This is a genomic window from Marinomonas algarum (assembly GCF_020532605.1).
GTDB classification, from domain to species: Bacteria; Pseudomonadota; Gammaproteobacteria; order Pseudomonadales; family Marinomonadaceae; genus Marinomonas; species Marinomonas algarum.
Map to the genome: position 1 here is coordinate 243,664 of NZ_JAJATW010000002.1, position 25,417 is coordinate 269,080.

The window sequence follows — 25,417 nt, forward strand, 5'->3', positions numbered from 1 at the left end:
ACTCACTGTCCCTCGTTTGTTTCTAAATCAATAAAACCATTACAAAGCATTCAGTAACGCCTGTAAACCACTATTAAACGCGATTTAATTTTACTCGCCTTCCCCTATCACCGATAATTACCTGTATCAACTCATGGCCCATAAAAACACTGCCATCAGCCATCGTCGCTCATTAAGTGGAAACCGTATTCAATGGAAATCAATGTTAATTTTCTCGACAATCTCAGACTGGAAGCCAAGTTTGATGATTTCACCGTCACCGCCGATCAACCTATTCGTTATAAAGGCGATGGCTCGGCTCCCAGCCCATTTGATTATTTTCTCGCTTCTTCAGCGTTATGCGCAGCGTATTTCGTCAAGGTGTATTGTAAAGCCCGCGACATCCCTACCGACAATATTCGCGTGTCACAGAACAACATCGTTGACCCAGAAGACCGTTACAACCAGATCTTTCAGATCCAAGTCGAACTGCCTGACGACTTATCAGAAAAAGATCGTACCGGTATTTTGCGCTCTATCGAGCGTTGTACGGTCAAAAAGGTTGTGCAAACCGGCCCTGAATTCAAAATTGACAGCGTGGCCAGTTTAAAAGCAGACGCCAATGCCATGCTCATGGGTCAAGCCGATGAGGCGTCCAGCACCTTTATTCTTGGCAAAGACCTCCCAGTCGAACAAACCATTGCTAATATGACGGGGATGTTGGCCGATCTGGGGATGAAAATTGAAATTTCATCTTGGCGTAACATCGTCCCTAACGTCTGGTCGCTGCACATTCGCGATGCGGCATCGCCTCTGTGTTTCACTAATGGCAAAGGCGCCACTAAAGAAAGCGCCTTATGTTCTGCCCTCGGTGAGTTCATCGAACGTTTGAGCAATAATTTTTTCTACAATGACCAATTCTTCGGCACCGAGATCGCCAACAGCGACTTCGTTCATTACCCCAATGAAAAATGGTTTCCCCTTGAAGACGACGATGCCTTACCAGCGGGTTTACTCGACGATTACTGCCTCGACATTTACAACCCAGACGACGAGCTTTTTGGCTCGCACCTGATTGACACCAACTCAGGCAACAGCGAACGCGGTATCTGTGCCATTCCTTACACGCGTCAATCCGATGGTGACACCGTGTACTTCCCATCGAATCTGATTGAGAATTTGTTCTTAAGTAATGGCATGAGTGCGGGCAATAATTTGCAAGAAGCGCACGTTCAATGTTTATCCGAAATTTTTGAACGTGCCGTCAAACGCCAAATCATTGAAGAAGAAATCGTCCTGCCGGATGTGCCCATGCACGTTTTGGAAAAATACCCCTCTATCCTGGCCGGTATCCAAGGCTTAGAAGCCCAAGGTTTTCCTATTGTCGTCAAAGACGCCTCCCTTGGTGGTCAATTTCCGGTGATGAACGTCACCTTGATGAACCCTAAAACCGGCGGTGTTTTCTCCTCTTTTGGTGCGCACCCCAGCCTTGAAGTGGCGCTTGAGCGCAGCTTAACAGAGCTTATGCAGGGCCGCAGTTTTGAAGGTCTAAACGACGTGCCAAAGCCAACGTTTAATAGCATGGCCGTCAGCGAACCGGAAAACTTCGTCGAGCATTTTATCGATTCCACGGGCGTGATTTCATGGCGCTTTTTTAGCAGCAAACACGACTACGAATTTTGCGAGTGGGATTTTTCTGGCAGTAACGAAGAAGAAGCCGCCGCTTTATTTGGTATATTGGAAGAGATGGGCAAAGAAGTGTATGTGGCGGAATTCACCGAGTTGGGCGCGTCGGCGTGTCGCATTCTGGTACCGGATTATTCCGAAGTATATCCGGTAGAAGACTTAGTTTGGGACAACACCAACAAAGCACTGGATTACCGTGAAGACATTCTCAATATTCATTCCCTTAACGATGAGCAATTGACCGACCTAGTCAATCGCCTTGAAGAAAGCCAGCTCGATAATTACACCGATATTCCAACGTTGATTGGCATTGTGTTTGATGAAAACACCGTGTGGGGGCAGTTGACCATTATGGAACTGAAAATCCTCAGTTACCTTGCCTTGGGCGCACACGAAGACGCCATGGAATTAGTCGGCGAATTCTTACAATTCAACGACAACACCGTCGAGCGCGGCTTGTTTTATCAAGCCATGAGCGCAGTCTTAGAAGTCACCCTAGACGACGAATTAGAACTGGGCGACTTTATTCATAATTTCCGCCGCATGTTTGGTGATCACGTGATGGACAAGGTGGTCGGCTCGGTTGACGGCTCGGTTCGCTTCTACGGACTAAGCAAAACCAGCATGGCACTAGAAGGCATTGAGCCGCATTTACGCTTAATCGAAAGCTACAAAAAGCTGCATCAAGCTCGTAAAGCGTCGATGCAAGCCCGCTAGTTCAGCAAGCGTCATCATAAAAACAGAATAATGCAAAGATAGGTAACCCAAGATGTTCAACACCAAAACTCAAACCAAGGCGATTGTAACGGCGAGTTTTTTGCTGGCCACATTAACAGGTTGCCAATCTGTGCTGTCGTTCGACTCCGTCGACTCTGTCAATCAATTATCGGATCAAGTAAAAAACGCAGACGACTTGGACGACCTCAAGGCGATAGCCAAACAAGCGAAAATCACTCAAAGTTTCATTAACGCTGATATAGAGATGATTCGTACCTTGTATCGTAATCTTGGCGATGAGGTCAACCAACGTTGGGGCAAAGAAAACACCGCACTGCCGGCTAAGAAACAGTACGTAAAATACACCGATAACTATCAAGCCAGAACCATCGTCGATTTTGATGGTGGCACAGTAAAGGTGGAAACCTTAAACGCAAATGGCTCAAAAAACGCCTTAGTCGAAGCGGTCACCACCACTCTGCTAACCACCTCTGACCCGACTAAAACGGATATATTTTCCAGCTCTGCCCCCGATGTGGACGGCGTGCCTTTTCTCTATCCACAAGTGATGGATCACGATGGTAAATTAGTCAAATACCGCTGGCGCGCAGAACGTTACGCCAATTACCTTGTGTCGAACCGTTTAGAAACCAACCAAGAAAATGGCAAAACCGTGTACTCTGTAACCTTTGATTTGGTTGAACAGCACGAACACCTGCGCCAAGAAAAATACAGTGAGTATGTCATCGCTGCCGCCAATCGTTACAACCTATCGCCGGCTTTGATTTACGGCATTATAGAAACAGAAAGCTCATTCAACCCTTACGCAATCAGCCCGGCAAACGCTTATGGATTGATGCAGGTGGTGCCCGCCACCGCAGGCAAAGATGTGTATAACCTAGTGAAGAAGAAATCCGGTCAGCCGACAAAAGAAGTCCTCTTCTCACCCGAGCAAAACATCGACATTGGCAGCGCTTACCTCTATATATTACAGACTCGCTATCTCGCCAAAGTGAACAATAAGCTCAGCCAAGAATACTCAATGATCTCCGCTTACAACGGCGGCACAGGCAACGTACTCAAAACATTTGACAGTAACCGTACCACCGCCATGACCAAGCTGAACCAGACCGCCACCAGCGAGGTGTATCGAAAGCTCCGTTACGACCACCCGCGCACTGAATCCCAGTATTATTTGGAAAAAGTCACGAAAGCGAAGAAGAACTATGAGTAATCTCACGAGACAACGTGTCGGCTAAGAACAGCTTTGCCGTGACCTCAAGATTCGACGGAAAAAACAAGTGCAGATAACTGGCGGTTAAGCCCTTGTGTTGGTAAATCGCTTCCCCTGGCGCAGGGTGACGTTGTCGACGACCGTAACCAATCGGTTCAGGCGTATTGGCGCTGCGGGATCGGTGATGCGCATGGCCTCGAATCTCACCTTGGGGCAACACAGCCGTTTGCATCCCCTGGCAACCACGTTTACCGCGCATTGCGCCTTGACCAGACAAGATGCCAACCATGGGGTAACAGGCATCGTTTAAGTCGGTAAGGTCGTCTAAGCTGTACAACATACCGCCGCATTCGGCCAAGATAGCCTTGCCCGTTTGGTGAAATGCTCGAATAGATTCGCGCATCGACGCATTGTCAGACAAGGCTTTAGCGTGCAGTTCCGGGTAGCCACCGGGCAACCAAAGAGCGTCGGCGTCTGGCAAAATAGTGTCATTTAAAGGAGAGAAAAACACCACTTTTGCGCCCATGTTTTTTAAGGCAATGACATTCGCATCGTAAATAAAACTAAACGCTGCATCGCGAGCCACAGCAATGGTTTTGCCTGTTAGCCGTGTTCGCAGGTCATCCGTTGATTCAACAGGCAACGTTGATTCAACAGACAATGTAGCAGGATAAAATGCCACAGGCGCTGGCAAAGTGAGCAATCCATTGTCATGGGTTGATTTTAGCCATTCCACTGCCGCTTCGAAGCGAATTTCAAGCTCGTCTTTTACTTCCTCAGCTTGTACCAAACCCAGGTGTCGTTCCGGTAGGCTAACCTCTTCATCGCGTTTCAAAGTTGCAAGTAACGGCAAATCCTTCGGTAAAGCATCGCGTATCAGCTGCGCATGTCGTTCACTGCCACAGCAATTGGCAATTATTCCTGCTACCTTCACATCGTCTCGAAAATTTGCCAGTCCCGTTGCTAAGGCCGCTGCGGTTTGCGCCATGCCCTTTACATCCATCACGATCGCCATGGGGATACCAAAACGCGCCGCCAAATCAGCACTGGATGGCTCACCATCAAACATCCCCATGGCCCCTTCAACCAAAATCAGATCAGCAACTTGTGCCGCTTGAAACAACTTATCTTGGCAGTAGTCATCCCCCGCCATCCAAATATCAAGTTGCTCTACAGGTTGTTGAGAAGCTTGAGCGAGAATTTGCGGGTCGAGGTAATCTGGCCCTGTTTTAAAGACACGAACCACTTTACCTTGGTGGGTAAAATAACGCGCCAACGCCGCCGTGATCGTGGTTTTCCCTTGATTGGATGCTGGTGCGGTTAAAAATAGTGCTGGGCAATAAGCCGCTGTTGTTGTCATAAAGCCGTCTCTAATAATGAAGTCAGTAATACGTATTGAGCCCCTAGGTGCGCAGCAATCTCTTGTCCACGACCGCGCTTGACCTGTGATTGTTCCGTATCAATTAATACGGTTTGACCTAGGAGCATCAGGTCAGACACGTCCGCTTGCGTGCGACCATCTGTTAAAATGTAGGTTTGACTATGGAGTTCGCGATTTGTTTTGTGTTGCTTGGTCAGGTACTGACTGGCATTTTCTATGGCAATTCGGAACGGTGTACCACCGCCCGCTTGCAAATTATCGAGCAAGTCTGCAATGTCTTTTGGTGCGCGCACCTTCGGCAGAATCGACGACACATTGTCTTGTCCAAAGCCAATAATGGCCAACTGTTCGCGCGCCACATAAGCACGTTGAGCAATGTCCAAAATAACCCCTTTGGCATTGGAAAACACCCCTTCACTCAAGGTTGAAGCAGAGGTATCGAGTAACACCAGATGCAACACACTTTGACCCGTTTTATCGGCTTTTGGCAGAAGGTGTTTTGGCGGCCAATCTTGCGGTTGGGTGGTTATGCTACGAAACCAATCAACGCCTTGGCCCGCTTGTGTCGTATCAGGTCGATAGCCTCCCGACTGATGTCCCTTATACTTACCCGGCGTGATGTCATTGAAACGAGGAGAAGGCACAGCCGTTGTTCTGGTATCGGCTATATCGACTTTGATTGGGCTGCTGCTGGAGCGTCTTTGCGGCGACATCGCTCCCCATTCACCGGAGGCTTGTTGTGAAGAATCAGGGCGACGCGACGCCTCTGGACGGTGGCTTGGCGTATTGTGTGGGGCTTGATCTGGCAAATCTTGAGGTTGTGACGCTTGATTTACATTAGGCTGCGGACTTGGCGGCTGTGGGCTGTGGGACTGCTGGCTTTGACGACGGTGGGCCAATACTAAATCCTCGACAGCATCAATATCACTATTAGATACCGTTGATCCCCCACGCCATGCAGCATGCGCCATAGCCGCACGAACCCAGACAATATCCCCACGCACACCGTCTATATGGGCGGATTGGCAGCGGCTCGCAATCTCCATACGTAAAGTGTCACTACAACGCACATCACGAAGTGTGGCTCGTGCCAAACGTATGCTGTTTTTTAAATTACGTTGCTTGTATTTAAAGGCATTGCAAAAATCACTCGGGGCTTGATCAAACTCTTCCCGTAATCGGACAATTTGAACACGTTCTTCCAAGCTATATTGATTGCTTAACGACACCATCAGACCAAATCTGTCCTGCAGCTGTGGGCGTAACTCGCCCTCATCTGGGTTCATGGTACCCACCAGCAAAAAGCGTGATTCATGTTGATGGCTGACCCCATCACGCTCAACACGGTTCACCCCACTGGCAGCAACATCTAATAACTGATCAACTAGGTTATCGGCTAATAGGTTGACCTCATCAACATACAAAACGCCACCATGAGCTTGGCTTAACAAGCCAGGTTTAAACGCCACCTGTTTGTCTTGTAGTACCTGCTCTAAGTCCAACGCACCCAATAAACGATCTTCACTGGTTCCCAACGGCAAGCTGGCAAATGGCACCATGCCTTCACCCTGCAATGCCGGCATTACGCCCGACAAACCTCGCGCTAACGTTGACTTCGCTGAACCGCGAGGCCCGCTGATTAGCACACCGCCAATGTGTGGGTTAATGGCACATAAAATTAGCGCCAATTTAAGGGATTCTTGCCCTGCCACGGCGGTGAAAGGAAAATTGCAATGGGCGAGCGATGTCATGGAATTACCTGTTATTGAATTACGTGTCATTAGGTTACGTGTCTTTTTCGAGCGCTTTTATCGTATCGCCATGAACCTGTACTTGTAATTCATGTGTTAAGCGCCGAACTTCTTTTAATTGATCAAACAGTGATTGTAGCTGAGATTGCACAAAATAATGGCGTTCATCTTCTTCTGAAGCACCGTTTTCTAATTTCGTCTGCCACTCTTCAAACACAGCCACATTAAAAGTCACTAAGTGTTTCTCTTCTAAGCATTGGGCAATGTCCTCTAGACTCTTCACGATGTAGTCACTGGCTTCTGCTAACACTTGGTTACTTGGCTGATCAATTAGCCTGCCTCGGTGTGCGCTAAAAGCGGCAATATAATTAAACAAGGTATGGCTACGAATCACTAAGCGTTGCCATAATTCCGTGTTGGTGCGGTAGTGACCGGGCTCTTGTTGCATATTGGCTAAGGTAGAGGTTAACAAAGCATCCGCATTGTAGGCGCGTCGTCGACTGCGACGATAAACCTGTTCATCGACTTCTTTTTCTTGATAAAACCGCATTAATTCCCGTAAATATTCGGCACTGCGCCGCAGCCCTTCTGCAAACGTGATAGGCAACTGACGGTAAGCCCAGTCGGGCAGAATAAAGAACACGGCCAACCAAGAAATGGTGCTACCAATTAAGGTATCAATAAGTCTTGGCAAGATAACATCGTAGCCATCAGACACTTGGTTAAAACAACAAATCACCATCAAGGTAATGGCGGCCGTTGCCAAAACATAGCGATTGGTTCGCGTAATAAAGAACACCACCCCCGCTGCAACGGCCAACATCAACTGCACGGATTGCATGGGAAACAAGGTGATCAAAGACCAAGCCGCCACTAAACCGATCACGGTGCCAGCCATTCGTTCGTAAAGCCGTTTTCGCGTTGAACCAAAGGTAGGCAAACAAACAAATAATGTGGTTAACAGCACCCAATACCCCACATCAATGTTCAAATTTTGAATAATGCTGTAACCACACGTCAGCGCAATAGACATACGTACTGCATGACGAAAGACTTGAGATTTACGCGTCATCTGATCGCTGATTTGTCCCCAGATAGAACGCAATGTGGCTTTGGGTTGAGGGATTTGCAGAGACGCATCTGCTAACGACTCATCTTCCAATTTAGGAATTTTATCTAGATCCTGTTGCAAGCCCACCACGTTATCCGTCAACTGCCTTAATGAACGAAACAAACGCCATTGTACTGGCTGGGCTTCACGCTCTAAATAAGCCATCGATTTTAACACCCCTGCGACGGCTTCCTCACTGTCTCGTAAATCAATCGCTCGCTCACCACGAATGGCCTCGCCTATTGTCCGACAACTTGTGCCCGCTTCTGACAATTGACGCTGCAGACGGAACAAGATATCACTGTGAAAAAACGTATCCGCTAAGTCGGAGTAATTGTAATGGGAAGAACTCGCTCGCTCATGGATTCCTTGGGCAATAAAATAAAAGCGGATATAGCGACCTAACTGTGGATTACCCGGATTGCTGTCGATACGACGCACTAGGATTTCGCGCACCTTATTTAAAGCAATGACCACCTGACCGTGCTGTTGCGCCAGTTTTAAACGTAGCGTGTCTACTGAAGCACACGATGGCGGCGGAAAGAATTTCGACTTGAGTTTTAAATACAAACCGATCTCGATGTACAAGGAAGCGAGCGCTTGACGTAAGGCGATGTGGACAAAAAGAGCCGCCCAGATAATCGATAAAATACCGTACCACAGAGCGCCTAGGGTCAATAAAACCGGTTCATACCAAATAGGAACGTCATGGGTCGCCTGATTCAAGCCTATCATGGTGTAAACAGCCAAAATTAAAGTGGCTTGAGCAATCACCGCATAACGTCGACCAAGCGCGCCGCCCATGGTCAAAGAGAAGGCCATGATCGCAATACTGGTGCCAAACGCCCAAGGGTAAGGCATCAGAGCTTGTACTCCAAAAGCGGTGATGACAAAAAACACCAAGGTGATCAATAAGGAGCGAACACGACCTTGCCAGCTGTCTTCTGTTTCCGCTAACGCACTGGCGATGACACCCAAAAAAAGCGGGATTACCCAGTCAATCTTATCAATACTCCAACTCAGCACCATGGCACCGCATAGGGCAATGAAAACACGTATGGCGTAAGACAGTTGATTTAGGCCACCCACTTTACGTAAGGTGTGTGGAGAGAGCTTAAACGGATTTGAGATCACATTACGCCTCCTAATCGACGACAATACATAATAGGTAAGGTCAGAAAAAAAGGCTAATCGCCACCCTCTGAAGAGTCATAGCCGCCAAATGTGTAATCATCCGAACGACGTTTATATTTGCCATTTTTAGTCTTAACCTTACGTTTACCCAGTGTACTCATTTTTTTTACTAACCAAAGTATGCCCATGATTAACATGGCCCAAGAGTGAATTTGAGTCGTGTCTGATTGCAAAGTAGCGACGCCAAAAATGATTAAAACCCAACTGAAAAAATAGCCCATATAAGTGACCGCCTTTTTTAATACCTAACGCTCTGTTAAAAGGAGCATTGTCGTTAGCTAAAATGTGAGCGGAGCAAAACAGCCCACGGTTATTTATCTGTTTAAGCAACCCGCTTACGTGTTATCGCTATCCCTAAAATAATCAATAACATCGCCCCTAGGCTTTGCCATTCAAAAGCTTCGCCCAAAAGAAGCACGCCAGTAAAGTACGCCACAATAGGAATCATATAATTAATGTACGAAAGAAACGTAGGGCCTGCTGAGCCGATCACGGCAAATAAGAGAAGGGTGCCAAACGCCGTTGGGCCAACACCTAACCACAGCATCGATAAGGTCGCATTTAATGAATAGCTTTGTTGCCACGGTAAATCGTGCCACAGCCACAATGGCACGATAACAAGACTGGCAATAATCATCACACCAGCCGCGGTGACAACAGGGTTATAAGACGGTAACCGCCTCACTAAAATGGCATTGATCGCATAACTAAACGTAGCAAATAAAATAAATAGACTGCCCAGTAAGTTGCCGTGAGCACTGACTAATGACGGCCAAAGCACCACCGCGACGCCAGTAATCCCCATTACAAAGCCGAAAACCTTAAAGCGGTTAAGGCTTTCCCCTGACACAAAGTAATGGGCCAAAATCATGGTTACCAGTGGCATAAACGCCATCAACAACCCAGTAATGCCTGAACTAACATCCTTCTGACCTGTCGAGATCAGGAAAAATGGCAACAAGTTCCCCATGATACCGAGCAACAAAAACACCGCCCAAGCCAACGGCTCCCTTGGTAAACGCCAACCTTTGACATACATAAAAACCGTGAGAATAATCGCGGCAATCAAGACTCTAAGGGAAACGATAGCGACAGGGCTAAAGCTTTCCAGTGAGACCGCCGTGAACATAAACGACGTCCCCCACAGCAAAATAAGCAATAGCAGGAAAAGCCAATTTTTTAGCGTTGGTGTAGTGTTGTGAGACATGTCTTTGACCCAATGAGTATTATTACTGCAAAGTGTAACCGACAAGCTCACAGTATTTGTGATTTTTTTGAGTGCTGAGGCGACCTATCAGTAAGAATGAGCTGACCCTTGTTAGTCGTCCCTGAATAATGGCGTTTCAGACAAGAAACGCCATGGTATTTTTAGGGAAACTACGATTAAGAAGTTGCAAAACACTCAACTTCTCTTCTCCAAATAAAAAAGTACAGGGTTCCACCTGTTTTGATGCTTTTCACCGCTAAACAAGCTTGTTTAGCCTTGTTTAGTGGATTTTGAACGGATTAACCCCTCGCCGCCCGTATCATCTGGTCAACTCTAAATACATTAGATAAGGCAAACAGCATTGCCAGTTTGTTGTCGTTTTTCGCCAGCCCTCGATAGATCACTTTCCTAAAGCCAAACTGTCGCTTTATGATCCGAAACGGGTGCTCTATTTTTGCTCGGATACTGGCTTTGAGGTACTCTGTTCGAATTGGTTGCTTGTTGATTCTCGGGTGTTTCTTGAGAAGACGCACCTTGCTTGGCATCTCAGCAATCAGCCAATCGGCTTTGATGTCTTTTAGCTCTTCTCGTTTTTGAGCGCCTCGATAACCTGAATCCGCCGAGATAAAGCGTTCCTCACCATGAAGCAGGTTTTCTGTCTCTGTGATGTCATGTATGTTGGCGGCTGTTGTACTTAAACTGTGCGTCAGACCTGTTCTCGCGTCTACACCAATATGAGCTTTTAAACCGAAAAACCACTGCTTACCTTTTTGAGTCTGGTGCATTTCGGGATCGCGTGCTTTCGCTTTATTCTTGGTTGAACTGGCCGCTTCAATAATGGTGGCGTCGACAATGGTGCCTTCTTTTAGATAAATCCCAGCGCTAGACAACCACTTATTAACCTCTTTGAACAGCTGACGGGAGGGCTTATGCTTTTCCAGTAAGTGCCTAAAATTCATGATGGTTGTGTGATCCGGGATTGCACTGTCCAACGACAATCCAGCGAACAAACGCATGGACGTGATTTCATAAAGCGCGTCTTCCATAGCAGGATCGCTCATGTTGTACCAATGCTGCATACAGTGAATGCGAAACATCGTAGACAGCGGGTACGGTCTTCTTCCTTTTCCAGCTTTAGGGTAAAAAGGCTCAATCACGGCTTCAAGCAGGTCCCAAGGCATCAATTCATCCATCCGAGAAAGGAAAATTTCTTTACGTGTTTTACGACGTTTGTTGTTGAATTCGCTGTCGGAAAAAGTGAGTTGATGTGACATGGTCAGGCTCGAAGGTTAAAAATGAATTGTCTCATGCACGGGACTTATTCGCATGTTCCCTAAGGTGACGATTGTGTCTATTCCTACTCTTGCGCTTGTTCTTGTTGCTGATCAAGGTCTAGCAACAAGGACTGTATTTGTTGACTATGTTGCTCGGCATTTTGCCACATGCCCCGTTGAATCGCTTCTAATAGGCGTTCGCCCATTTCTTCCAATGCGTGAGGGTTATTATCACGCATAAACGCCTGGTTCTCTGGGTCGAGTAACAAACGATCGGTGACCATTTCGTATTGGTAATCGGACACTAAATCTGTGGTCGCATCATAGGCAAATAAATAGTCTACAGTGGCGGTCATTTCAAACGCGCCCTTGTAGCCATGGCTTTGCATGGCGTCTATCCATTTTGGGTTCAAGACGCGCGAGCGCACCACTCGATTCAACTCTTCTTGCAGCGTTCGTATTTTTGGCACACTCGGGTTCGAGTGGTCATTGTGATAGACGCTTGGCGCTTGACCTTTGAACTCTGTAACCGCGTTGGTCATGCCACCTTGGAACTGGTAATAATCGTCCGAATCTAAAATATCGTGCTCGCGGTTGTCTTGGTTTTGCACGACAGCATCAAGTTGAGACAAGCGCTCAACAAAGGCGGATTTTGCTTCAACGCCGTCTTGCTCACTGCTGTACGTATTTCCATTGTAAGCATATCCGCCCCAGTTTACGTAGGCTTCCGCTAAATCGGCTTTGGTATCCCAGCAACGCTCGTCGATTAAGCCTTGCAAACCTGCACCGTACGCACCGGGTTTGCTGCCAAATACACGGTAAGACGCTTGACGGTTGGCGAAAGCTTCGTCCATTCCTTGGTCTAATAACGCTTGTTTGCGCGCTTGAACATTAGCTCGAATCGTATTGCCTGTGCCCGGTTCTTCATAATCCGCGATGGCTTGCACTGCCGCATCGTAAAGTCGCATCACATTGGCGAAGGCATCACGAAAAAAGCCCGATACGCGCAAAGTGACATCCACTCTTGGGCGACCAAGTTGCATGCAAGACAAGATTTCAAAGTCGGTGACGCGGTTTGAACCCGCCGCCCAAATAGGTCGAATGCCCATCAGCGCAAAGGCTTGGGCAATGTCATCACCACCGGTTCGCATGGTGGCCGTTCCCCAAACCGACAAACCTAAGTCTTTCGGGTAATCGCCGTGTTCTTGTAGATGGCGCTGCACTAAGGCTTCCGCCGATTGCTGACCAATCGCCCACGCCGCTGGCGATGGAATAGCGCGATTGTCTACCGAGAAAAAGTTACGCCCTGTTGGCAAGGTATCAAGACGTCCACGAGTGGGTGCACCGCTTGGCCCCGGTGGAATAAAGCCCCCTGACAAGCCCGTCAATAAGGCTTGTATTTCATCTTGTGCGCTTTGCTCTAAGGCTCGCATAAGTGTTTTTTTACTGTGTGATAACAGAGTCGCGGTTTGCGGATACACTTGCTTTAACTCCACAATAGAATCGTTGTGAATTAAATAGCGTAATACCAAGTGTTTGGCGAACAATTCCAGCCGTTCTTTGGTGTCAGCATGGGTTCGCCATGTTTGGTCGCTGACCGCGAGTAAGGCATTGGGCTTATTACCCAGCCAAGGCCTAGCAAGGCTTTGCATTGGGTCGAAGTCTTCGTTCTGCAAATCCAAGTCTTTCACTAATGCATGAAGAATCCCTTGGCTGGTTGTGTCGTTTCCCCGTGGTAATCGTAATAACGCCACCAGCGTGTCGGCAAGTTTATCGTCTTCTGGTAGCTCACCAAGGCGATGTAAACCGTGGCGAATTTGTGATTCCTTTATCTCACATAAATAGGTGTCTAATTCTTCCAATACTGAGTCGTCATCGCTATTTTTATCACCAGTGAGGTTAACGCCTGTCAGCTCTTCCAACAAATGCGTCTCTTGGACTTTTTTCAATATTTGCTCGCGCAGCCAGGTTTCTCGTCGAATGTCCATGCCCATAGCTTGATAATATTCGTCGACAAGGTTTTCCAATTCCGCCATGTCGCCATAGGTTTCGGCGCGTGTCATGGGCGGCATTAAATGATCGATGATGGTGGCTTGGGTTCGGCGTTTGGCTTGCGCGCCCTCTCCCGGATCATTAACGATAAAAGGATAAAAATTCGGCATGGGGCCCAGTACGATGTCTGGCCAACATTGATCAGATAACGCCGTGCCTTTGCCCGGTAGCCACTCCAAGTTGCCATGTTTTCCCACATGAACAAAGGCATCCACCTTGTACACATGACGCAGCCAAAAGTAGAACGCCAAATAACTGTGTGGCGGGATCAAATCGGGGTCGTGATAATTGGCGGCTAAGTCTAAGTTAAACCCTCGTGCCGGCTGAATACCAACAAAGGTTTCACCAAGGCGAATGCCAGCCAACATGATACGTCGTTCGCCGTTTTGTTCGCGACATTTATGGTCATCTTCTGGCGGCCCCCAACGATCCCAAACGGCGTGTTGGCTTTCTAATGGCAACTGATAAAAATAATGAAGGTAATCTTCCAGCGCCAAACTTTGCCAGCAACCCCGTTCATGCAGAGTATTCGGATTATTGGTCACCGCACCAAGCAATGCTTCGATTAAGGCGTTGCCATGTTCTGGCACATCGGTAATGGGATAGCCTGCGTCTTGCAAAGCGTTCAACAAATTGACCGCAGACGCTGGCGTGTCTAAACCGACGCCATTGCCAATGCGTCCGTCTTTGGTTGGGTAATTCGCCAAGACAAAGGCGATGCGTTTTTCGGCATTCGATTTAATAGCAAGGTTCGCAAACCGTTTGGCCAGTTGGGCAACAAGCACAGCGCGCTCGGCGTGTAATTCATAACGCACCAAATCAACCTGCGCACGCTCATCGTAATGACTGGATGCTTTAAAACTGATGGCGCGAGTAACAATACGCCCATCCATTTCAGGTAACACAATTTGCATGGCTACATCGCGACTGCGTAAACCTTGAGTTTGTGTCTGCCAGTCTTCTTCGGTGCTGCCAGATAAAATTAATTGCAAAACAGGAATAGGAGAAGAAAAGGCCGACTGAAAATCTGTTGGCTCAGAAGCCAAATCAGGGCTGCCGACTCGATTCGCCGCAAACCCTGTGGTATTCAGAATCACCTTGGCGTCCGTCCGCTCCACCAGCGATTCAATCAGCCCGACCGAGACATCATCCTTTAATGAACTAATCGCAACAGCAAGGGGAACGAGACCGGCCTGTTCCAGTATGTGCAGCAGACCATCAAACATGGCAGTATTGCCACTTTGCAAATGGGAGCGATAAAAGGTCACGACAACCACAGGCGTTTTTTGAGCCAGTGCTTTGTTGTAATGCGCTTGCCAAGCTGAAAAGCTTGAAGAATGGCCATCGTGGTAAATTAAAGCATTCGGAAGGGGTACGGGTTCTTGCCAATCCGTTGTCAGATCAAAATAACGATCGAAAAGGAAGTAAAACAGGTGTGATGCATTAACTTGACCGCTTTCACGAAGATAGCGCCATACTCGGTGGCAATCTTCAGGCGGTGCTGTTGATGCCTGAGTTAAGGCAGGGTCTGGCGCGTCGTCTCCCGGCACAATAATCAAGGTACGGCCTGGCTTGGCTTTCACCCAATAGTGTAATTGTTGAAAGCCATACGCCCAGTAATGCTCTCCACCTAACAAGGACACCACGATCACCTTCGCGTGTTCCAGTACCTTATGTTCATAAAGGTCAAAGGCAGCGGGTTTTGCTAACTGCATCCAATTAGCAAGGCGCACACGGGGCAATGCCCTATTGCTTTGCTTGATGTGCTCAGCACAGCCATCCAGACCTTGGCTAAGCGCCCCTAATACGGTATCAGCAGCGGCCAAAATAACGAGTTCCGCGGGTGTTTGCCCAAGGTCAATAATGCCCTCATCGTCAACAAACCCACCAGGCTTGGCCGCTAGTAGATGCACGTTTTCTCCGTTGTATTTTTTGTCTGTCTTATATCACGGTGAATTAAGCGCTTAATGCATCGTGTAAAATATTCTCAATCTGCTCTTTTTCAATGCCTTTACCAATGAAAACCAACTGAGTTTTACGTACTTCATCGGGCTGCCACAGACGATCAAAGTAACGGTCTAAACGGGTTCCTACCACTTGAAACACCTGACGCATCGGTTTGCCATGAACCGCTGCGAACCCTTTGATACGGAAAATATTGTTCTTCTCAACCAACTCAGACAAGGTTTCTTGTAACAAATCGGATTGTACTTCCCCCAGATTTACCACAAAAGAATCAAAGTGATCATGGGCGTGATCATGATGCTCACCATGTGCGTGATGGTGGTCGTGATGGTTATGCACCTCGTCAATTCGACTTTCCGTCGCAGCATCGATACCCAGCAATACATCTAGGGCTGTTTCACCGTTTTCGATGTACACCGTTTTTACCGTATCGGGCACTTCGTTAGTGATGATCTTCTGTACGCGAGCACGAGCGTCTTCATCGAGTAAATCATTTTTACTCACGACCACCAAATCGGCTGCGCTTAGCTGGTCATCCAGTAACTCTTGTAAACTCGGGTCATGGTCTAGGCTTTCATCCGCCTGACGCTGAGCTTGCACCTTATCCTCATCGTCGGCAAAACGTCCTGCAGCAACAGCAGCCCCATCTACCACAGTAATCACCGCGTCCACGGTACAATGCTCTTTGATGCCCGGCCAATTAAAGGCTTGCACTAAGGGTTTTGGCAACGCCAAGCCGCTGGTTTCAATTAAAATATGATCAATGTCGTCACGACGGGCAACCAGTTGCTCCATCACAGGCAGAAACTCTTCTTCGACCGTGCAACAAATACATCCGTTAGCTAATTCGTAAAAGCCATCATCGCTGCGTTTTCCGCCTTCTTGGCTGTCATCTTCACAGTCGATTGGGCAAGAACGCAACAAATCTGAGTCGATGTCTAACTCGCCAAATTCATTAACAATCACGGCGATACGTTTGCCCGCCGCTTGCTTTAACACATTGGATAATAACGTGGTTTTTCCACTGCCTAAGAAACCTGTCACTATGGTTGTCGGTATTTTATTCAGCTGCATAATGAATCCTTGCTCTTATTTTTGTTCGTCACAATGACGATGAATTTTTTGAAAAATGTGTGCCTAACTTTTATCGTAAGGATAAGCGCTGGCAAAGTCATCAGTATCTAACACTCGACCCACGAAAATAAGACTGGTTCGTGTAAATTTCTTCTCTCGTACTTTGTCGGCCATGTACATGTCACTACTATACACGGATTACCAATCAGGCGAGATGAAAACCCTAAGCAGAAAAATGAAGTCTATTCAGGGTGCTAGGGGTCAACAGCAAGCAGTTGGCAGGCTATTTTACCCGTGTGATGAGTGTCTAACTGTGCCTCTTCTTGGTGAGCCCAAAACGATATTCCCTCACCAAGGTAAAAGGCACCCGACGCACTCACCGCTCGCGTCAAGTTATGTTCTTGATCTTGCCAAACAAGCTGAGCTTGATCAGCATGAAAATACAGGGTCAATAACGCGCCATCACAAGAGTATGTCACTAAGTCGGTTTGGTGAAATTGAACACCCTCAACATCAGCATTGGACAAGGCTGTTGCGTCCTGTCCACCCATCTGACTGCAGGCTGACAACAGTATGCCAAGCACGACCACAGACAGAGTTTTTATTGTCACGTCTATCGCCGTTATTTTTGCTTTCATTGTATGAGGTTCCATTCCCACTCCATCATTAAATTATCAGCGCTATCTGCTTGTTTTATCTTATCGCAAGCCTTGCCCTATTTCATTGCGTATTTTCGCCTATCCACATCAGGTAATCTTATTTAAATCAATCAAAAAGACGCTTTGACAGCCACTGTAAAAAACGAGTATATTTATTTCGTCGGTTTAATCCGACTTCGTTCTCGGGGCGGGGTGAAACTCCCCACCGGCGGTAAAGATGATGGCCAATAGCCTCTCTAAGCCCGCGAGCGCCTTTAAGCATTTTTATATTAGCGTGCTTTTAGGGTCAGCAGATCTGGTGTGACTCCAGAGCCGACGGTTACAGTCCGGATGATAGAGAGCGCGTCAGACAATTCCTCTGCCACCCACTTTTTAGTGCGTGTCTAACAAGGTATCTCGTGTCACTGTGAGGTATTTGCCTGTCCGTTCGCCCTGATTCACCTTAGTTATTTTAGGATTACACAATGAATCAGAGCTCAACGAATATTGAATTTACACCAGAAACCAAACGCATCGCCATTCTTCATGCCGCTTGGCACGAAGACATTGTTTTAAACTGTGTTGAAGGTTTTAAAGCCGAATTGGTCGAACGTGGCTACAGCCTTGACTTGATCGATGTCATTCCCGTTCCTGGCGGTTATGAAATCCCATTACAAGCCAAGCTACTAGCAAAAAGCGGTCTTTATTCTGCCATTGCCGGTACAGCGCTGGTCGTAGACGGTGGTATTTATCGTCATGATTTCGTCGCGCAAGCGGTTTGCAGTGGTCTAATGCAAGTGCAGCTTGAAACAGAGATCCCGGTGCTAACCGCGGTTTTAACGCCACATAACTTCCATGAACACGACGAACATAAAGAATATTTCAGCCGTCATTTTGTGAAAAAGGGTATTGAGTTAGCCAATGCGTGTGATCAAAGCATTCGCTTAACCGAAAAAGCCAAAGCCTTAGTCTAAACGGCACAGACATAAACAAAGTAAAAGGCCTCGCTGGACATGTCCAACGAGGCCTTTTTATTGTTCACACAACAGGGTTATAAAGCATTATTCAGCCACTCTCGCCCTTAACGCTTTATAGATCTGACTGTTTTTATCAGCTTGATGACACAAACTCAGCATGTCATCAATAAAGTGTCGAACGGCCCGTTGCTCAATTCGCTCTATTCCCATTTGCTGATGTTCATTTAAGTGGCTGTACTTCGACGCAGCACCAAAATCGCCAAACAGTATGTGCCCACTCTGATTGATTAAGGCGTTGTGAGCGTACAAGTCTCCATGACTGACTTTTTTACGTTGAAAATGCGCAATCAATTGATCAATTTGTTCAATCATTTGCACAGCTTGATCAATAGAAAACGATTGTCCTTCTGTAAAAGTGTCTCGTGTACAAGTCACAAAGCTTGGTGGCTGGCCGAGGTTAGTGTAATCGCTTGGAATCAGCTCCATGACTAACGCTGAGCAATCTGGTTCCGTAATTTTCGCTAAGGGCTTTACTAGGTTGGGGTGATCGCCGACAGCAAGACAAGCGTCCAGTTCATCTTCAGGGTAACCATCACTGGTGACTTGACCTTTAAACACCTTAACGGCCACCTCATTATCGAAAGCAAAGACATTGCGCTGCCAAGTCGCTAAGGAAATCACGCCAGACGCCCCCTGCCCTAATACCTGATGCAAAGCCAAATCCGCAAAGGCGACGGTTTTGAACTCATTATGTGGGTCACGCTCAGCACAAAAAGGGTTGCCTGAAAACGCCAACCACGCCAAACGAGGCAACGACAATAAAACATCTGGAAAAGCTTTCAGTTGATTCGCTGACAATCGAATCAATTCCAAACGCACACAGTGAACCATACTGTCAGGCAATGCTTGCAGTTGATTTCCAGCCAAAGCGAGCTTTTGCAGTCTTGTTAGCCGCCCCATGTCGTCAGGCAAATTAGTAATTTGATTATCCGTCAAAATGAGCCATCGTGTTTGTGTTGGCAACGATGCGGATGACACTTGGGTAATTTGATTACTTTTAAAACCAATCATCTCAAGTTGCTGACAGGCTCCCAAGCAAGTAGGTAATTCAGTAAAGTGATTGTTTGAACAAAACACAATGCGCAGTTTTTTTAGACGATGTAAATCGTTTGGTAATTGGCTAAGTGCATTATTGGATAAATCTAAAATTTCAAGTGTGTCAGCAAGGTCGAAGATGGCTTGAGGAAAATCCGTCAGATTGTCACTCAGTTGCAAACGGACAATCCCTTGAAGCTCGCCTCGATGTAATTGATCAAGTGTGTGCAAAACTAGGCTCTTTTGGGTTAGATGATGGATAAGGCAAGAAACCAGAAACTAATTCCTGTCTCTTGAGTCTACTTTTCAAGTTTATTCTGAAAGTCGCGCAGTACGAGCGTTAATGCTTCCACGGCAATGTCTGGTGCAATGTTGTTTTCTTCAAGTAACTCAATGAGATCGACAGCAAGTTTTACATGGTCAGGGGCTTGGTCTAAAGACATAATACACTCGTATTGAAAAATGAAAGAATAACCACTAAATACCGATTAAGGTTAAATACAATAGACTCAAAAAACAACGAGGCAACCGTGGTCACGAATGAATTCTGGTTAGATCGATGGGAAACAGGGCGTATCGGCTTTCACAAAGACGACGTTAATCCAAAATTAATGACTTTTTGGCCTATGCTGCCAAAGGGTAGCCGCGTGCTTGTTCCTTTATGCGGCAAATCAAATGACCTAATTTGGTTGGCAGAACAAGGTTACCAAGTCACTGGCGTCGAGCTGTCGTCCCTTGCTGTGGTGCAGTTTTTGGGTGACAACGATCTCAACTATGTTACTCATCACCATGGTGAGCTAAAAATTCATACCGTAGAAGATATTCCTTTACGTATTGTTGAGGGCGATTACTTCCACTTCTGTGAAACTGACTTTGATGCCTGTTACGACAGAGCCGCTATGGTCGCCATGCCAGATACAATGCGTGCGCGCTATGTCACCCATACGCTCGATCGATTGTCGTCCAATGCGTCTGTGTTAGTGGTCAGCGTCTATTACGACGGCGATCAGCAAGGCCCTCCTTTTTCGATTGATGACGCAACGGTGACTCAGCTATGGGGGCCGAGTATACATAAAATTGCCGCTGAAAATTTGGCTCTTATACACGAACGCTATAGAGACCGAGGCCACAGCGTTTATGAGGAAAGTGTCTGGCGAATACAGCCCAACCTGTTTTAAACTGTCTTTGCGGCGTATTTTTGTCGCAATATCCTAAACTCCTACCTTTATCTGCTATTGCCGCTGTCTTTTTTCTGGGATAATGCGGCACATTTTTTGACCACCCTTTATTACGTATTTCGTTAGGCTTATCACTCGAATCAGATTAGATTTCAGTTACATTAGCGCGTAAAAAAGCCCCCACTGATGATTTTCATCGTATTTCATATCAAGAGTAAATAATGATTAAACGACATAAAACCGCCAAAGAACTCTTTTCCTATCCGCTCTATTGGGCTGAGTGCTATGGTGTTTCCCCCTTCCTACCCACCACCCGAGAAGAAATGGATGCACTTGGATGGGACAGTTGTGATGTAATTATTGTGTCGGGGGACGCCTATGTGGATCATCCTAGTTTTGGTATGGCGGTACTGGGTCGTTTATTAGAATCAAAGGGCTACCGTGTTGGTATTATTGATCAACCAGACTGGCGTAATACAGAAGACTTTATGCGCCTAGGCCGCCCTAATCTGTATTTTGGTGTCACCGCAGGCAATATGGACTCCTTGATCAACCGCTACACGGCAGACTTAAAAGTCCGTAACGACGATGCTTACACGCCTTACGGGATGGGAGGCAAACGCCCAGATCGTGCGGTGATTGTTTATTCTCAGCGCTGCAAAGAAGCTTTTCAAGATGTGCCCGTGATGATTGGGGGTATCGAAGCCAGTCTACGTCGTATTGCACAATACGATTATTGGAGCGATGAAGTGCGTCGCTCTGTCCTTATCGACTCTACGGCGGATATTTTGCTGTATGGCAACGCCGAACGTGCCATGTTAGAAGTAACGCATCAAATGGCCATGGGCAAAACTCTTGACGAGCTAACCGACGTTCGCGGCACGACCATAGTGCGTAATGCACCGCCTGGCGGCTTTACTGAAATTGATTCAACCCGTGTCGATTGGCCCGGTAAAGTGGATCAGATTTACAGCCCATACGAATACATTCCAGAAGGCAAATGCCAAACCAAAGACGAAGAAGAGTCGGATGTCATGCCGATTCGCGTGATTCCCGCACCGTTACGCCGTGGTGAAAAACTCGACCCAGAAAAGACCTACATCCGTTTGCCATCGTTTGAAAAAGTCTCTAAAGATCCTGTACTGTACGCCCACACCTCGCGTATCTTGCACCTTGAATCTAACCCACATAACGCTCGTGCGCTCATCCAAAAACACGGCAAAAAAGAGATTTGGGTGAATCCGCCACCGATCCCTCTGGAAACACCCGAAATGGACGGCGTATTTGATTTGCCCTACGCTCGTGTGCCGCACCCGAAATACCAAAAAGCACGCATTCCAGCTTATGACATGATCAAAACCTCGATCAACATCATGCGAGGTTGTTTTGGAGGCTGTACTTTCTGCTCAATTACTGAGCATGAAGGTCGTGTGATTCAGTCCCGTTCTCACGAATCTATCCTCAACGAGATTGAAGACATCAAGGCGAAAGTACCAGGCTTTACCGGCCATATTTCAGATCTTGGTGGACCCACATCGAACATGTACACCTTGAACTGCAATGACGACGAAGTCCAAGCCTCGTGCCGTAAATTGTCCTGTGTGTATCCAACTATTTGTTCAAATCTGAATACCGATCACAGCCCAACCACAGAGCTCTACCGCAAAACCCGCGCCATCGATGGCATTCATACCGTGTCGATAGCTTCCGGGTTACGTTATGACTTGGCCGTTGAAGACCCAGAATATGTCCGAGAATTAGTAACTCACCACGTAGGTGGCTTACTAAAGATCGCACCTGAACACTCTGAAAAAGACACCTTATCGAAAATGATGAAACCAGGGATGGGGACTTACGATCGATTCAAACGCATGTTTGACAAGTACTCGAAAGAAGCCGGTAAGAAACAACATTTGATTCCTTACTTTATCGCGGCTCACCCAGGCAGTTCAGACGAAGACATGCTCAACTTGGCGGTTTGGTTAAAAACCAACGACTTCAAACCCGATCAAGTTCAGACGTTTTATCCGTCGCCTATGTCGCTTGCCACCGCTATGTATCACTCCGGCAAGAACCCACTCAAGCCTGTTACCTATAAAAGCGAAGACGTTTACACACCAAAAGATGCCAAGCAGCGCACGGTGCAAAAAGGCTTTTTACGTTACCACGACCCAAGAAACTGGCAGGAGCTGCGTAACACGTTAATAAAAATGGGTCGTACCGATTTGATTGGCCATGGCCTTAACAAGCTAGTACCCGCGGAAGAAAAAGACCGACAGGTTCGTCAGCGTCCACAAAAAGCCAAACCAGGCCAAGCAACAGGGGCTTCTCACACCTCGAATCGCCCCACTATGGAAAAAAATGCGGCTGCAGAAAAAGCTCGTCGCAAAAATCATCACTCAGGAAAGCCCGCTGGAAGCCGTGTCACTGGAGAGCAAGCGACGCCTACAAAGCGCCGTAAAAGTAAGGTGGAATCACGGTGAGAATAACCAGATTAAAAGACTAATTTAATGATATCTGTACTTTAACGTTTTATCTAACTGTTCGTTGTAGGCGTTAAAGTACAGCATATAAATGACGTTAGTTAGGTTGTGAACCTAACATCCAACGAGTTCGACGACAGCAAGCTAAGACCAGTTCAAGAGCCGCCATAAAAATTAACGCATAGCCAAAGGTCTCTATCCCTTCCTCCACAACGTTTTTAACAACTCGGACGTATTCCTGCCCCATTAAAGACTGCCAAAAACTTCCTCGGCCCATTAAGCGAGAAAACACAACAACCGTCACAAAGCCCGCAATAAACATACCAAAGCTTGGCTGTAAGGAATAATGCTTGATGGAACCGTATATCTTGGAAATACGCCCCCAAACAAATACAGTAATAAAAGTCAAAATAACAACAACAAAAAGTTGCCAAGCACCATCAAACAAATAGAAATCTAAAAAAGCATCAAATTCACGAACAAACATCATCGCGAGTAAACATGACAATAATGTACAGGCAAAATATAGGCTTTTATCTATCCTAGAGGCGGCTAGGAACAGCAAACAACTGACAAAAGACAAACTCTCTTGTAAGTACCTCAATTAAAGAGTTCTCACTATACTCAGCATCTGTAAGAAGAGTGTAACCCTCAAGTGTAATAAGCTGAGAAATGCCAGCAACAAAAAATATATAAATAAAGCAACGCAGAATAAGCATCAGAACATCCTTTTAGTTTACTCTGCAATTATATTCAATGCTTATTCAGGATACATGCAAAAAATGGTATATATGTACTATATTCTTGATTTTTCCTCATAATAAGTAATTGATATTTAAAAGATAATTTTGATTTCTAAGGAAACTACGATTAAGAAGTTGCAAAACACTCAACTTCTCTTTTCCAAATAAAAAAGCACAGGATTTCACCTGTTTTGATACTTTTCACCACTAAACAAGCTTATTTAGCCTTGTTTAGTGGATTTTGAACGGATTACCCCCTTGCCGCCCGTATCATCTGGTCAACTCTAAACACATTAGATAAGGCAAACAGCATCGCCAGTTTGTTGTCGTTTTTTGCCAGCCCTCGATAGATCACTTTCCTAAAGCCAAACTGTCGCTTTATGATCCTAAACGGGTACTCTACTTTTGCTCGGATACTGGCTTTGAGGTACTCTGTTCGGATTGGTTGCTTGTTGATTCTCGGGTGTTTCTTGAGAAGACGCACCTTGCTTGGCATTTCTGCAATCCGCCAATCCGCCTTGATGTCTTTTAATTCCTCTCGTTTTTGTGCGCCTCGATAACCAGAATCCGCTGAAATAAAGGTTTCCTCACCATGAAGCAAATTTTCTGTTTCTGTGATGTCATGTACGTTGGCGGCTGTTGTGCTTAGGCTATGCGTCAGGCCGGTTTTCGCGTCCACGCCAATATGAGCTTTTAGTCGGGTAAGGACAGTGTGTTACCACACCATCCTCCCCTAAGAACCGTACTTGAGAGTCACCTCTCATACGGCTCAAGCCTCTCAACAGCCTTAATATGACCGAGCCTCACTATGGGAAAACCGATCGACGGCGGCGCTCTAGGTAAGAGTTCCATGCAGGGTTATAGGGATTCACTGCACTACGTATTTTAATGTGCCTAACGATCAGAACGGACGCTGCTGAAAACAGCCGCAACCGTTGTTTTAATCCATTAACCCAACCATCAGACGCAAACACCCAGTGTCTTGCCCCTTCGACATGGAAGTATTTTTTCTTTACCCATTTCGCACCTTTCATGGCGTGCCTACGCACTGCCCACCGCCACAGAACTCGCCAGATTTGATGATCTATCCATGTGAAACGAGCCTTAGACACAATATGGCGGTGATACATCGCCCAACCTCGGATTACCGGATTGAGATTCAGAATCAGATTCCCCTGTGTCGCCGACTTGTTCTCATTCACTATTTTCCGGACCTTATCTAAAAGCGCCTTCACGCTTTTACGGGCAGGGGTAATCAGTAGTTTGCCCGAATACTTACGTATATTTTGGCCCAGAAAATCGAAACCTTGTGCGATATGCGTGACCTTAGTCTTTTCATCAGCAAGCTCCAAGCCCCGTGCCTTCAAAAACTCCTCGATTGCCGGGCGAACTTGGTGCTGCAAGACCTCTTTCGAAGCTCCTGTCACGATGAAGTCATCGGCATATCTCACGACGTGGATTTTAAACGGGCGTCGTGGCGTATCCTTTTGGGACACGCTTATATTAACGGCCTGTTCTAGCCCATCCAGCGTCAAATTCGCCAGTACCGGTGAGATGATTCCGCCTTGCGGCGTACCGGCCTCGGTAGCGAATAAGGTTCCTTTCTCCACATACCCTGCTTTAAGCCATTTACGCAGCACGACTTTATCCATGGTTATGTTTCTGAGCAGCCAATCGT

At 46.8% G+C, this 25,417-nt stretch carries 18 protein-coding genes, 1 pseudogene and 1 riboswitch; of the genes and pseudogenes, 5 read left to right on the forward strand and 14 right to left on the reverse strand.

What is annotated here, in order from left to right:
* Positions 1–192 precede the first annotated feature (192 nt).
* Together LG368_RS02925 and LG368_RS02930 are read left to right on the forward strand one after the other, a co-directional pair.
* Entirely contained in the window at positions 193–2,382 is a 2,190-nt protein-coding gene (locus LG368_RS02925) for an OsmC domain/YcaO domain-containing protein (RefSeq protein ID WP_226753231.1), read from the forward strand.
* Between the two features lie 52 nt (positions 2,383–2,434).
* The gene (locus LG368_RS02930; protein ID WP_226753232.1) at positions 2,435–3,616 is read left to right on the forward strand and encodes a murein transglycosylase domain-containing protein; all 1,182 of its coding nucleotides are present in this window, start codon (positions 2,435–2,437) and stop codon (positions 3,614–3,616) included.
* On the opposite strand, the gene LG368_RS02935 is transcribed toward LG368_RS02930, so the two are convergent.
* From LG368_RS02935 to LG368_RS02975, 9 genes are all read right to left on the reverse strand, one after another.
* Entirely contained in the window at positions 3,588–4,976 is a 1,389-nt protein-coding gene (locus tag LG368_RS02935; RefSeq protein WP_226753233.1) for a cobyrinic acid a,c-diamide synthase CobB, read from the reverse strand. The genes LG368_RS02930 and LG368_RS02935 overlap by 29 nt on opposite strands.
* Positions 4,973–6,748: an ATP-binding protein gene (locus tag LG368_RS02940; RefSeq protein ID WP_226753234.1), complete on the reverse strand. Its 1,776-nt coding sequence runs from the start codon at positions 6,746–6,748 to the stop codon at positions 4,973–4,975. The genes LG368_RS02935 and LG368_RS02940 overlap by 4 nt, the downstream gene beginning before the upstream one ends.
* A gap of 34 nt (positions 6,749–6,782) precedes the next feature.
* On the reverse strand, positions 6,783–8,993 hold the full coding sequence (gene yccS / locus LG368_RS02945) for a YccS family putative transporter (RefSeq protein ID WP_226753235.1): 2,211 nt from the start codon (positions 8,991–8,993) through the stop codon (positions 6,783–6,785).
* Between the two features lie 53 nt (positions 8,994–9,046).
* Positions 9,047–9,274: a hypothetical protein gene (locus tag LG368_RS02950; protein ID WP_226753236.1), complete on the reverse strand. Its 228-nt coding sequence runs from the start codon at positions 9,272–9,274 to the stop codon at positions 9,047–9,049.
* Between the two features lie 101 nt (positions 9,275–9,375).
* Positions 9,376–10,260 (reverse strand): DMT family transporter, encoded by an 885-nt coding sequence (locus tag LG368_RS02955; RefSeq protein WP_226753237.1) that lies wholly within the window; start codon positions 10,258–10,260, stop codon positions 9,376–9,378.
* Between the two features lie 299 nt (positions 10,261–10,559).
* Positions 10,560–11,534: an IS5 family transposase gene (locus tag LG368_RS02960; RefSeq protein WP_226753238.1), complete on the reverse strand. Its 975-nt coding sequence runs from the start codon at positions 11,532–11,534 to the stop codon at positions 10,560–10,562.
* 83 nt (positions 11,535–11,617) lie between these two features.
* A complete protein-coding gene (gene cobN, locus LG368_RS02965; protein ID WP_226753239.1) occupies positions 11,618–15,499 on the reverse strand; it encodes a cobaltochelatase subunit CobN in 3,882 nt (1,293 codons plus the stop codon).
* Positions 15,500–15,542: 43 nt separating this feature from the next.
* On the reverse strand, positions 15,543–16,625 hold the full coding sequence (gene cobW / locus LG368_RS02970; RefSeq protein WP_226753240.1) for a cobalamin biosynthesis protein CobW: 1,083 nt from the start codon (positions 16,623–16,625) through the stop codon (positions 15,543–15,545).
* 254 nt (positions 16,626–16,879) lie between these two features.
* Entirely contained in the window at positions 16,880–17,278 is a 399-nt protein-coding gene (locus tag LG368_RS02975; RefSeq protein WP_226753241.1) for an MliC family protein, read from the reverse strand.
* A gap of 180 nt (positions 17,279–17,458) precedes the next feature.
* Positions 17,459–17,630, forward strand: a riboswitch (FMN riboswitch).
* 118 nt (positions 17,631–17,748) lie between these two features.
* Here LG368_RS02975 and LG368_RS02980 point away from each other — a divergent pair.
* Positions 17,749–18,237: a 6,7-dimethyl-8-ribityllumazine synthase gene (locus LG368_RS02980; RefSeq protein WP_226753242.1), complete on the forward strand. Its 489-nt coding sequence runs from the start codon at positions 17,749–17,751 to the stop codon at positions 18,235–18,237.
* 87 nt (positions 18,238–18,324) lie between these two features.
* On the opposite strand, the gene LG368_RS02985 is transcribed toward LG368_RS02980, so the two are convergent.
* Together LG368_RS02985 and rsmS are read right to left on the reverse strand one after the other, a co-directional pair.
* The gene (locus tag LG368_RS02985) at positions 18,325–19,566 is read right to left on the reverse strand and encodes a leucine-rich repeat-containing protein kinase family protein (RefSeq protein ID WP_226753243.1); all 1,242 of its coding nucleotides are present in this window, start codon (positions 19,564–19,566) and stop codon (positions 18,325–18,327) included.
* Positions 19,567–19,634: 68 nt separating this feature from the next.
* A complete protein-coding gene (rsmS, locus tag LG368_RS02990; protein ID WP_226753244.1) occupies positions 19,635–19,778 on the reverse strand; it encodes a pleiotropic regulatory protein RsmS in 144 nt (47 codons plus the stop codon).
* 87 nt (positions 19,779–19,865) lie between these two features.
* Between rsmS and LG368_RS02995 the strand changes: the two genes are divergently transcribed.
* Both LG368_RS02995 and LG368_RS03000 read left to right on the forward strand, forming a co-directional pair.
* Positions 19,866–20,513 (forward strand): class I SAM-dependent methyltransferase, encoded by a 648-nt coding sequence (locus LG368_RS02995; protein ID WP_226753245.1) that lies wholly within the window; start codon positions 19,866–19,868, stop codon positions 20,511–20,513.
* A 221-nt stretch (positions 20,514–20,734) separates the two neighbouring features.
* Positions 20,735–22,996: a YgiQ family radical SAM protein gene (locus LG368_RS03000; protein ID WP_226753246.1), complete on the forward strand. Its 2,262-nt coding sequence runs from the start codon at positions 20,735–20,737 to the stop codon at positions 22,994–22,996.
* 97 nt (positions 22,997–23,093) lie between these two features.
* Here LG368_RS03000 and LG368_RS03005 read toward each other — a convergent pair whose 3' ends face one another.
* From LG368_RS03005 to LG368_RS03015, 3 genes and pseudogenes are all read right to left on the reverse strand, one after another.
* Positions 23,094–23,486: a hypothetical protein gene (locus LG368_RS03005; protein ID WP_226753247.1), complete on the reverse strand. Its 393-nt coding sequence runs from the start codon at positions 23,484–23,486 to the stop codon at positions 23,094–23,096.
* 503 nt (positions 23,487–23,989) lie between these two features.
* A pseudogene (locus tag LG368_RS03010) lies at positions 23,990–24,436 on the reverse strand (transposase); the annotation flags it as partial.
* A gap of 109 nt (positions 24,437–24,545) precedes the next feature.
* The coding region (locus tag LG368_RS03015) for a group II intron maturase-specific domain-containing protein (RefSeq protein ID WP_264193953.1) at positions 24,546–25,417 on the reverse strand (872 nt) is incomplete at its 5' end.